This is a genomic window from Photobacterium gaetbulicola (assembly GCF_003025515.1).
In the GTDB taxonomy this organism is placed as follows: domain Bacteria; phylum Pseudomonadota; class Gammaproteobacteria; order Enterobacterales; family Vibrionaceae; genus Photobacterium; species Photobacterium gaetbulicola.
Genome location: NZ_PYME01000033.1, coordinates 53,461 through 64,422, shown reverse-complemented (window position 1 = coordinate 64,422; position 10,962 = coordinate 53,461). Strand labels below are relative to the sequence as shown.

General features: G+C 42.7%; 10 protein-coding genes and 1 pseudogene. 5 read left to right on the top strand and 6 right to left on the bottom strand.

Annotation, left to right across the window (positions count from 1 at the left end; translation table 11 throughout):
- Positions 1 to 88: pseudogene (locus tag C9J03_RS27215) on the top strand (group II intron maturase-specific domain-containing protein); the annotation flags it as partial.
- Positions 89 to 131: 43 nt separating this feature from the next.
- On the opposite strand, the gene C9J03_RS22500 reads toward C9J03_RS27215, so the two are convergent.
- Positions 132 to 1,868 (bottom strand): DUF262 domain-containing protein, encoded by a 1,737-nt coding sequence (locus tag C9J03_RS22500; RefSeq protein ID WP_044623285.1) that lies wholly within the window; start codon positions 1,866 to 1,868, stop codon positions 132 to 134.
- A 56-nt stretch (positions 1,869 to 1,924) separates the two neighbouring features.
- On the bottom strand, positions 1,925 to 2,929 hold the full coding sequence (locus tag C9J03_RS22495; protein WP_044623286.1) for a M48 family metalloprotease: 1,005 nt from the start codon (positions 2,927 to 2,929) through the stop codon (positions 1,925 to 1,927).
- Between the two features lie 316 nt (positions 2,930 to 3,245).
- Between C9J03_RS22495 and C9J03_RS22490 the strand changes: the two genes are divergently transcribed.
- On the top strand, positions 3,246 to 3,449 hold the full coding sequence (locus C9J03_RS22490) for an HP1 family phage holin (RefSeq protein ID WP_044623287.1): 204 nt from the start codon (positions 3,246 to 3,248) through the stop codon (positions 3,447 to 3,449).
- 151 nt (positions 3,450 to 3,600) lie between these two features.
- On the opposite strand, the gene C9J03_RS22485 is transcribed toward C9J03_RS22490, so the two are convergent.
- From C9J03_RS22485 to C9J03_RS22475, 3 genes are all read right to left on the bottom strand, one after another.
- A complete protein-coding gene (locus tag C9J03_RS22485; protein ID WP_044623288.1) occupies positions 3,601 to 4,068 on the bottom strand; it encodes a hypothetical protein in 468 nt (155 codons plus the stop codon).
- A gap of 64 nt (positions 4,069 to 4,132) precedes the next feature.
- Positions 4,133 to 5,464 (bottom strand): hypothetical protein, encoded by a 1,332-nt coding sequence (locus C9J03_RS22480; RefSeq protein WP_044623289.1) that lies wholly within the window; start codon positions 5,462 to 5,464, stop codon positions 4,133 to 4,135.
- Positions 5,465 to 5,632: 168 nt separating this feature from the next.
- Complete coding sequence (locus C9J03_RS22475) at positions 5,633 to 6,070, bottom strand: hypothetical protein (protein ID WP_044623290.1); 438 nt, start codon at positions 6,068 to 6,070, stop codon at positions 5,633 to 5,635.
- 345 nt (positions 6,071 to 6,415) lie between these two features.
- On the opposite strand from C9J03_RS22475, the gene umuD reads away from it, so the two are divergent.
- The 3 genes from umuD to C9J03_RS22460 all read left to right on the top strand — a co-directional run bounded on the left by umuD (position 6,416) and on the right by C9J03_RS22460 (position 9,786).
- Positions 6,416 to 6,826: a translesion error-prone DNA polymerase V autoproteolytic subunit gene (gene umuD / locus C9J03_RS22470; protein WP_044623291.1), complete on the top strand. Its 411-nt coding sequence runs from the start codon at positions 6,416 to 6,418 to the stop codon at positions 6,824 to 6,826.
- 64 nt (positions 6,827 to 6,890) lie between these two features.
- Positions 6,891 to 8,147, top strand: a complete 1,257-nt coding sequence (locus C9J03_RS22465; protein WP_044623292.1) for a Y-family DNA polymerase — start codon at positions 6,891 to 6,893, stop codon at positions 8,145 to 8,147.
- Positions 8,148 to 8,406: 259 nt separating this feature from the next.
- Positions 8,407 to 9,786 (top strand): hypothetical protein, encoded by a 1,380-nt coding sequence (locus C9J03_RS22460; protein WP_146149104.1) that lies wholly within the window; start codon positions 8,407 to 8,409, stop codon positions 9,784 to 9,786.
- A gap of 97 nt (positions 9,787 to 9,883) precedes the next feature.
- On the opposite strand, the gene C9J03_RS22455 is transcribed toward C9J03_RS22460, so the two are convergent.
- Positions 9,884 to 10,825 carry a DUF2860 family protein gene (locus C9J03_RS22455; RefSeq protein ID WP_276329433.1) on the bottom strand — a complete coding sequence of 314 codons (942 nt, stop codon included), beginning with the start codon at positions 10,823 to 10,825 and terminating at the stop codon, positions 9,884 to 9,886.
- Positions 10,826 to 10,962 lie beyond the last annotated feature (137 nt).

Below are 10,962 nucleotides of genomic sequence, written 5' to 3'. Positions count from 1 at the left end.
GGGCATGTACTCATTGAGAGATGGGTATGAGTCACTGAAAATATATTCGGAACCGCCGTATGCGACCCACGCTTGTACGGTGGTGTGAGAGGACGGAGGCCGTGAGGCCTCCTCCTACTCGATTTGTAGTTTTAGAGTAACTTTTTAAACTCTGCTGTAATGAGTTTTTCTCGTTCTACTATGAACTGTCGAAAGTTTTCAAGAGATAGATCTACATCAGGGATATAGTGTCTTTGCATGTATACTTTTCTATCTTCTTCATTCGGATATGTTTCTAGTAACCAAGACTTGAAGTCTTTACCTGATTTTTCTTGATTAGGTATACCTTCCAGTAATTGTAAGTTAGCTAAGTAATTATAATTATCAAGATAAAATTCAATATCTTCATCTTTAATTCCATGTTTCCTTAACCTTTTTGCTGTGAAGAGTTTTTTAGGGAAAATATGATCTTGATGAAATTTATTTTTGAAATCAAGTGATGGATATATAAATGCAAGAACAGAATATGTATAAGACTGCCCGTATTGGTAATATAATAAATTGTCTATTTCGTCATCATCGAAAGATATCGACTTTGTACTTCCTTTTAATTTGTTGATTATTTCATCAAAGGGGAACTGACCTTCTGACTTATTTATAACCTCGCGAATAGGTCTTAATATATTATCCGGTTGTCCACTAAATGTTCTTTTCAGTAGAACCATTACAAGCCACTTAAATATTAAGTCTCTGTCATGTTTATATTTATTTGATTCAGGGAAATTATCCGGCGAGTCAATCAGGTACAAGTATGCTGCAATCGGAATTATAGCGTTGTTTGATGTTAATGTATCTCTGTGATAGCCATAGTTTGAAAGTAAAATAAAAGCTGCTCTTATAGATTTAGTTATTCCTTCCCATTTATCTTCAATGATCTGCATATTTTCTTGATTAAAGTTATCAACTTTGAATGCAATATCTTTAAAGCCAGAGAGTACTAGACAGCTCTTCAATACAAAGTCTTTATTAATGTTATATCCATCACCAATAGTGTTTATTTCATCTACAAAAGATGTGATCTCTTCTCTTGCATCTTTTTCTTTCCACTGTGCGGTAGCAATAGATAGTAATAAATCTGAGTAATTTAATTGAGTTCCACCGCTATTTATTCTTATAAAAATATTTAGGACTTTATCAAGACTTTCATCCTTTTCAAGGAAGAAATTTATCGATTTATTCTTGTGAATGATTTCCCATAGTTTGTATAAAGTGTCATTGGCAAATTCAGATTTACACTCTTTTAATGTTAGTAGTTGTTTTTTTATCAAATATTTGTTTATTTCAACTGGTTTTTCAAGGTCTAATATTTTTCCAACGGGAAACCAGAAGTTGTCCTCATTAGCATGCTGACTTTCACTTTCGGTTAAGAATCTGAAATCATAGACTAAATCGTTATCTTTAGATGGAGAAATTAAGTTCAAGTATAACTTGCGTTTTGGAAAAGCGGAATTGTTATCCCATCGTTTTCTTGGAAGCTTATACGAGTATGTACCTTTAAGACCAATATATAAAGATGTAAGGCGCTGTTGTCCATCTAGAATAGCAGTAATACCACTCTCCCCATTTATACTGGCTTTAGGGTTATGTGTGTTATCTCTTTCGTGGTATTCACGAACGAATTCATAAAACTGATAATTACTTATATTCTCTCTTTCAACTTCCCAAAATAAAAATGAGCTAATAGGATAGTCTCTCATCAATGAGTCAAAAAGACGTTCAATTTGATATGTACTCCAAACAAACTCTCTTTGAATTGCAGGAAGAAGATAATTTTTTTTATGAACATTATCTATTGCTTCTTTGATAGTTATGGGTTCAACAAATGCCATTATATACTCCATTTTTTGGCTTTATTTATATGTTTAAATCAATTTTTTACTTGTTATTATTTTTCAAACAAATACCAATTAGGTGTTCTGTTATAAATTTCGTTATGCCAAGCAGCAAGTTCACTATCAGTAAACCAAGTATGCCAGTTATTAGATGCACTGTCAGAGAATATATTGATTAGAATTTTTCTTAAATTTTCACTAGATGATGAAATAATAAGCTCTTTTTCAATTTTAGATATGTTTATCGTTTCATCGCTTTGAAAATATTTATATATTGAAAATATTCTGAATGCCGTAGGTGGATGGCTTGCATGCTTGTAACCATCATTATTTAAATTTGGAGATAAGAAATAAAAATACAATGAAATGAATGTTAAATGATCTGTTAGGTATTTAATAAATTCTTCTTTATTATATGATAATTCTTTTTTCATAGGTAATACATGAGATTTCACAAGGCATTCGAATGCATAAAGATCGCATATAACTTCTCGTGTTTGACTATCAAGTGCATTTTCAGAAGACAATGAACTTGTTGATGAGTCGAATCCATCACAGAAATGATTTATATTTCTGGCTCCATGATTGTGATTTATATGGCCTAACTCGTGAAACATTGTAAATAATGTAAATATACTAGCTATTTGCTCATAATAATTGTTGGCAAGGCTATTTTCTTTAATTGTTTTTTTGTTTGCGTCAACCATGTTTGGTAGAGAAAAGAATATGTCATAGTATGCTTTTCTATTTGGGTTTTTATTGGGTTTTATATTTGGTGTTATATCGTGAACTAAGTAGTTTGTGATGATGTGCGCCATTTTTTGAGATAGATCGAATACACCAAAATTTAAAGCGATAAATTTTGGCTTGTAAAAAGCGGCACCATTGAATGTGTCGTTGTGTAAAATATAAAACTTAGTATTAAAGAACACTGCTAACGACTTACATTTAGTATATGCTCTTTCAATCCATTCACTTTGGCTAATAATTTGATCTTCATCTAGACAGTATGTTGTCATTTTGGCATTTTTTAATGCATTAATAATTTCACTATTCATACAATATTTATCTAATTGATGTGATTTTTTATATCCTTTTATAATTATGCCTTATTATTCGGCACTAATCACGGGTAATCAATATTTTTTCATTAAAATCAGAGCATTGTACTTATGGGGGAGAAACGATAATGCCTACTTATCAGTACGAATTCTAACCTGACCATTGACACTCGACCTAAAACGATGCATATTTACCGCATTGCAAAACCTCGCCATCACGGCGGGGTTTTGTCGTTTTAGCGCTTCATACTTCTAATCCCAACCGCCTTTCTGGCGGTTTTTTTATAACTGAAATTCGCCTATGAGAGAGAAGATGATCGGATGGTTTGCCTATCTCTGGGCGGGTTTTACCGGCGTGGTGTCTGGCTTATCCATCAATGAAACTGGTGTGGTGGTATCTATTGCTGCCACCTTGTTTACTGCCGTTATCAACTGGCTCTATCGCCGCCGAATGCTCAAAGCCTTGCAGAACCATCCAGATGTAAGAAAAGCCTATAAACAAATGGAAGACGACTAGCGGCGCAGCAGAGAAATTGTCAGCTAACTGGCAAAAACAGATAGGTATTAACGGGCCAATAGCGTTAGTGGAGTAAGGGAAGTAGAAAAATTGATACCCCGAGATGAAAAATACAGGTATAGCGACATCAAACCGCTATACCTGAAAGTCGTTATCCTGCTTTTTGCAGAGCACTTTTCTCAGCATTGCTGAGAATATCAGCAACTGTCAACGATGGATAAGCACTATAAAGCGGTTGCAGTTCGCCGTTTACGTATGAGCGATCATTGTTTTGTACGTACAGCATAAATTCCTTGAGGTTATTCTGTACCGGTAGTGGTGGGGCATCTGCCATGTGGGAGAGAAGGGTATTAAATATATCGCCAATCTCGTTCGTGAAATCTTGGATATAACGGGCAAACTCTCCATCGTAACTGGTGATTACCGCGAGTTGTAGCTCACTTAAAAACACGAAACGGGCAAAGTGTACGGTACCAATCTTTGTCAGCGCGACATTGATGGGGTTTTTGCCTTCTGGCATATTTTCAAATCCATCCAGGACTTCTTTTAGCTGTTGCGCATCTGCTGGTGATTTAATGTTCATCACCAAAGTTAATGGGTGTGATACTTGCTCAGTCATAACCTTTTCCTTGTCGTATTTTTTGCCGCTATGGCATGGGTTTAGAATGAATAAGGCTTAGCCTCTAATTCGCGTAGTGCTCTTTGATAAATTTCAGTGAGCTAGCCGTTTCATTCGCTGCTCTCGTACTGATAATTGGTTTTGGATCAGTGAGTACATCTTTAGTGAACCAACCAAAGTTTCTTACATTCCATTTGTCTTTGGGTAATAAGTCGTCCATAACGTAAGGCTCAAATTCGGGTAGCTGGAGCTGATCAGCGCTAACCGTGGTCAGTTTTAGAATGCTTCTTCGTGTCGACTCGGTATGACAGCTGACACAGTCTGTATTCATTACATTGCTGTTGACTGGGTTGGCGATAATATTGGGAATATCTTGTAGTTTTGGTAGAGCCGGGCTTGTAGCAGCAGAGTCAACACACTGAACAGTATTGCCAAGTTCAGTATCAATACCGTTGTTGAATAGCACAGCGGTACTAATGCCATTACAGTTATCAAAGTTCTGGTTGACGTTGTTGCCAATCCGATTACCCACGAATCCACTGGTAGAGCTTGGCTTTACATGCAGCAGTTGTGAATTAGGTGACAGGGCATTGCTGGCTAAGTTGAAGAAAATCCATTGATCTGAATTTGCCGTCCCCATGAAAGAGATGAACTCAAGTCTGCTGGCGGACAAGTTGTCATGCAGGAATGCTTTTACTTGATCTGCAAAGTTCTTAGTCAATAGGTTGCTATTGACGTTTAGTGGACCTTCCAGCTGACTAGACGCCTGCATTTGTTGTTGTGATTTTTTCAGGGTGAGTAAATCGTTGAGGATCTTTTCAAAGGCGATTTTATCTGGCTGGAATGGCCATGTGGTGTTGAGGACGAAATTGAAGGGGAGGTGGGCCGTCATATCATGAATGGTAACAACACCGGATTCGTTTACTGTCACCGGCTGTAGCACGAGGCGAATTTGTGGGATGCTGCCCCATTGTTCAATGCTCTCGGGAGATGCACTCGGGGCTGAGGGATCTACCCGAAACCCAACCACTTTCCAGCTTTTTCTTTTTCTTAATTGGCCTTCAAATACGCCAACGCCGCTGACAAAAGAGATTTTGACGATATTTCCGCTAGCATCTTTACCATTGACTTTATTTTCTGCAAAGTGAATGACATCATTGAATTTTTCTTCAGGCCATAATTCACCATCATTTATTAAAAAATCAGCACTAATTAATGCATTAACATCGTCTTGGCTCTTTGGTGTTGGCCAAAGGTATGCAATATCATTTAGGTTTAAATCGCTAATATCTGATATTTTATCTTTGGCTACTGATTTTTCTATAAAGATGAAAGTACATAAGATAAAAAACAGTATGGATATATTTCTTGATGAGTTTCCTTTCCCTGTAAACATGGATTACTCCCTCAATATAACAAATTCAATAAAAGTTTGAATGTATAAAAGATAGGTCATCTTTTTATTGGGATTATTAATATACTGCTATGAATTTAATCATATGGGTTTGTCAGGGATTATCCTGAAAACCCACACGATTCAATTGACACTTGATCTGGATTGATGTTAGCTGACCTTTTCTGCATCTAAGATCTTAACTTTACAGGCATTTCCGTCACCAAAGGTTAAGTTGCCGTACAGTGTCGTACTATCAGGGTCGGCGGCGCTTCGGCTTACGGCTTTTGTGGTATCTTTACCACTAATAATAGCGTGTAACTCGCCATCAACTTCTTCCCAGGCTACGATTGATGACATTGCCAAAGAAATACTTGGTTTGTCGGCAAATAAAACGGAGCTGGTTGCTTTGATGTCTAAATAGTGTTTGTTAACTTTCACCACTTCATAATAATAAGCATTGGATCGTTTAGGGTATTCAACTTGTTTAAATTCAACGGCATCTGACTTATCAGCTCCACCATAGAATACATGCATATTGCCATTTTTCTTCATTCCCATGTAGCCGAAATCTTTTCCTTCATAACTTAGTTTGATAATTTTGTTCATAATGTATTCCTTTATTATTTTTAATCAGTGTGAGCTATCAATAATTGGTTTGATAGCTCAACCTAAATATGGCAGCGAATTAGTATTAAATGTTACATGGGAAATAATAGGCTTTGCTTGGTGAAATCGTATTACATGTTATTACAGCGGGGACAATATATCGTTGGCGGTGCTGGCCACTGGGGCTGTTGCAGAGGTTTGCGACTGTTTGGCTTTGGGGGAGGCGTCTGCAGTGTTGTACCTCGCGCATGCTTACAAAAGCGGCTATTGATCAAGGTGCATCTTGACCCGTGCTGAGTCTGGGATAACAATAATACTGTATAAATAAACAGTGTCTCGTGAATTATGAACTTTATTCCATTTTATGCCAGTGCGGGGATCTCCGGGTTCGAGAGTCCTGCGACGGATTACCTGCAGCTTCCGCTGTCGCTCGACGAACTGCTGGTAGATCACCCGAGTGCGACTTACATCGGTTTGGCGCAAGGCCGGAGCATGGAAGGTGTGGGCATCTATGATGGCGATGTGCTGATTGTCGACCGTCATATCACGGTGAAGGATCACGATGTGGTGGTGGCGAACCTCAATGGTGAGTTTGTCTGTAAGCTCATTGACACCAAACGACGCCGTCTGCTCTCTGCGGCCTCCGGGTATATGCCCGTGTATGTCTCGCAGCACGATCAATTCACATTGGAGGGGGTGGTAACACGCTCGATTCGCTGCCACCGCCAGAGTCAGATTTTTGCTGATAATCGTTAGGTGCGGGGCAGATGGTTTTGGAGCTAGTGAGTAGAAGCTTGATAGCACTTAGAAGGAGGCGGCTATGTTCGCATTGGTAGATGCCAATTCATTCTATTGCTCGGCCGAGCAGGTATTTCGGCCTGACTGGCGCAACAGGCCGATGGTGGTCCTGTCGAACAACGACGGTTGTATTGTCGCGGCCAATCGGCTGGCAAAAGAGGCCGGGGTCGAGAAGTTCAAAGCCTATTTTAAAATGCGCGGTTGGTGCGAGGCCAAAGGCGTGATTGCTTGTTCGTCGAACTATGAACTCTATGGCGATCTGTCTGCCAAGATGATGGAGGTGATTGGCCGTTTTGCCCCCGAGCAGCATGTGTATTCCATTGATGAATCCTTTCTGGCATTCCACCAGTGCCAGCAAGCGATACCCGATTTATCCCACCATGCACAGCTGTTAAGGCGGGCGGTGTGGCGGGAGTGCCGGTTGCCGGTCTGTGTCGGTATCGGCACGACCTTGACCCTTGCCAAGGTAGCCAATCATGCGGCAAAGAAGATTGAGGGTTACCAAGGGGTGTGTGTGATAGCCACCAAAGCCCAACGACAGGCAATATTGGCGCAGATGAAAACCTCCGAGGTATGGGGGATTGGCCGACGGATTGCCAAGCGGCTGGAGTTCATGGGGATCAATACTGCATTGCAGCTCGCCGCGATGAAGCCGGGGCTTGCGAGGAAGTCATTCAATGTCGAGGTTGAACGCACCGTGCGCGAGCTTAATGGCGAGGTGTGCAAGGGGTGGGATCAGGCAAAGGCTGACAAGAAACAGATCTTCTCTACCCGCAGTGTCGGCGAGCGTATCACGTGCCCCGACAGCCTGCGCCAAGCCCTGTGCAAGCATGCCGGTATTGCGGCAGAGAAGCTGAGAAAGCAACGTTCTCTGGTGCGTGTGATGATGGTGTTTGCTTCGAACTCGCCCTATGACGAACGGCCACAGAGCTTTAAACAGGTTTACCGCTTTGCCTATCCAACCGATGACAGTGCGGCTATTACCAAAGCGGTCGCGTCACTGCTCGATCGACTTTATGCGCCGGGGGTACGTTATTACAAAATCGGGGTCGGGCTGATCGATTTGGTCAGCGGTGAACATGCACAGGGTGATCTGTTCGATGAATCAACAACCAACCCGGTATTGATGAAGGTCTTTGATAGCCTCAACCAGCGCTATGGCCGAGACTGTCTGTTCCTGGCGGCTCAGGGTATCAATCCCAGATGGGCGATGCGACGGGAGTTTTTGACACCGCAATATACCACCCGGTGGCGGGATATCCCGCGGGTGAAGTGTTGAGTGATACAGACGAGACTAAAGATAAACGGCCTTCAGAGGGGCTGTGCGGGCACTTTCAGTAAAAAGTAAGGCTTCTTGGTGTGTTTTATCGTTTCTACTGTGTGATCTAATTCAAAATATAATATTTATTAACAACTTAAATTAATGCTCTCCTCGACTATGTGATAGTTCAAGGTTAAATTCCAGAGGTTGCTATTGAAACGATTCTATTGGTAAGAGTGAGGCTGTATTGATTTATACGAAGAAGGTATTAGCGCTGGTGCTAGGGACTTTTATGCTTGGTGGATGTGCATCGAGTGTTGAAGATGTAAGTACCCCATTGATTACAGACGTTTATATAGGAGAGCATCATTACCCTGAAAACTTTGCACAACAGCTTCATACCAATTTGCAGTACTTCCGGGATGGTGTTGGTGTCGATGCCCAGTCGGGTATGCCCTATGATTTTATTCGCTTGATGGACAACGGTATTATTGAGCCTCGCCCTGCGGTGAACAGCACCACAGTTGGCTTGTACCTCAATGTATTAACTGAGATGGAGCGGGCGGGATCGGCAGAAGCGCGTCAACGCCTCGGAGAAGTCTTGAGTCAGCTGGAAAACGCCCCGAAATGGAATGGTCTGTTTATCTGGATGTATAAGGTTGACGCAGGTGAGCTGTCTCTCAATAGCCGTTCGGTGGCATCTGCTGTTGATGCTGCGAACTTGATATCGTCGCTAGCGGCGGTAGCGGGGGCATATTGGCAGCATGAAGATCCCGACTTGGCCCAGTTGGCGCAACGTGCTGATACGTTGATCATGGAAAGTAAACAGGGCTGGTATGGCCTGTACGATCGGGAAAATAATGACCGCGAGCTGTTGCGTGCAGCATGGCAAGATCGAGGCGATGGCCAGCGAGGCTACGTTAAATACAAGATTGACCGTAAGGCAAACGAGAGCCGATTGGCACCGCTGTGGGCTGCAGTGCTGACTTATGGTGATGAGGAGCCTATCCCCGAAGCTACTTTTACTAATATGAGGCTGTACACCGGCGAGTACGTGACGCGGGATGGGGAGGTGATCAACCCGATGCTGACCTGGAATGGCGCCTACTTCCAGGGCATGTTGCCATCGGTTTGGTTTGATGAGCAGTCAATGGTGCCGGTACCGAAGATGTTTGACGACATGGCAACAGTGCAGATCGAGTACAGCACCGAATACGGCATACCTTTCCTGTCATCGTCAGCAACGATAGATAGCCGTTACAGCGAATATGGGGTTGACGGAATGGCAGAAGCGTATCAGCGTGGCCGGCGGAGTTTTCAAGAGCCGGTGGGTACCCCGCATGCCAGCGCTTTGTATGCAATGATTAACCGTGATCATGCCATCGAGTTGCTACGCGATGTCGAGCGCCGTCATCCGCAGATTGTCAGCCCGGTAGGCTGGTTTGATGCGGTGAACGATCAAGGAGAAGTTACCAATAAAATCATCGGCCTTGACCAAGGGATGTTCGCGGCATCGTTTTTTGCCGACACCATCCGTGCAGATGTCGAAAACTATATCAGGCAAGCACACGGCGAAGAGGCCTGGCAGGTGGTCGAGCGTCTGTACGGGCAGTTTGAGAGCGACGGCACATTAATACGTGAGGAAAACGCTTCGTAGTTTCGGTTTCCTTGTTTGAAAAACCCGCCTCATGGTCAACGCCAGGTCACGATTAAAAATCGTTGCCTGGCGTCATTTCCATTTCATGATGAGGCAGTTAGAAGCGATAGAGCAGGCCAACACTGAACAAGCTGACTGATGCATCATAGAAATCGACATCACTATCGTCGTCGAACCAAGCGACAGTACCGTTTGCCAGCCAGTTCTTCCAACCAAAGGGGCTGGCATAAAACGCAGTGAAGCTTGCGCCCAGTTGGCTACTATCTATTTTTCTATCATAGACAGGGTGGACTTCGTCAAATGAAAGCTCAGAGAGATAGACGTTAGTGACGAGGCGCCAGCGGTTTATGGAGTAGATATAGTTTGCCCCTAGTGAATAGGCATCGTAAGCCATCGCATCGCCATCGCTCTGGTGATCGATAACAGAAAAAGAAGGCACTAGTCGATGTCTTGGGGAATCCCATGTGAAGGTGTACTGCACGGTGAAGCGGTGAACATCCCCGTTGCGGTTCAGTAAAGCCCGCTCTTGGTTATCCAAACCCAGAGAGACCCCACTTCGTTCATCATCAATATCGACATCGCGGTAGGAATACCTGAGCTCCAGGCCTGTGCCGTACATCCGATCCCAGATCAAGCGATAGCCATTGGCAGAACGATCTGTTTTTGTTCTCGGGATGCCGGTCAGGAAAGGATCTGCCCACACTTCTGTGGTTAGTGGGGTGTAAAGGAAGCTTGCTCCCAATATGCCAGCCTTGCCAATTTCTTGCCTGACTCCGGCTAGGGTTGAGAAGTCGAAACGGATGTAGTCTTCCAGTTGGTTACCAATGAAAATTTGGGTTCGGCTATTAGCAAAGGTATAGGCGAGCTCGGCGGCGATAACTGGCAGGGCCGACTCTTCGCTGTCGGGTTTGGTATTGATTGATCTCAGGGTGTTGTTGCTTAAGTCGACCGAGCCAAATTTGGCGAGATTATTGGACTCGACACTCACGCCACCAGCACCGATATTAACAAAGCCAGAAAAGCCACTTTTTTTTGGGATCGGCTCTATCGCGTAGGCATTGAAATAAATACGGTAGTTATGGCGAGAGGTAATATCGACCGTGTCATGTGGTCATCCCAATTAATCATCAATGGTTGTGTTAAAAAACTAGGAGAACTTGTCGACGTTGTAAAATG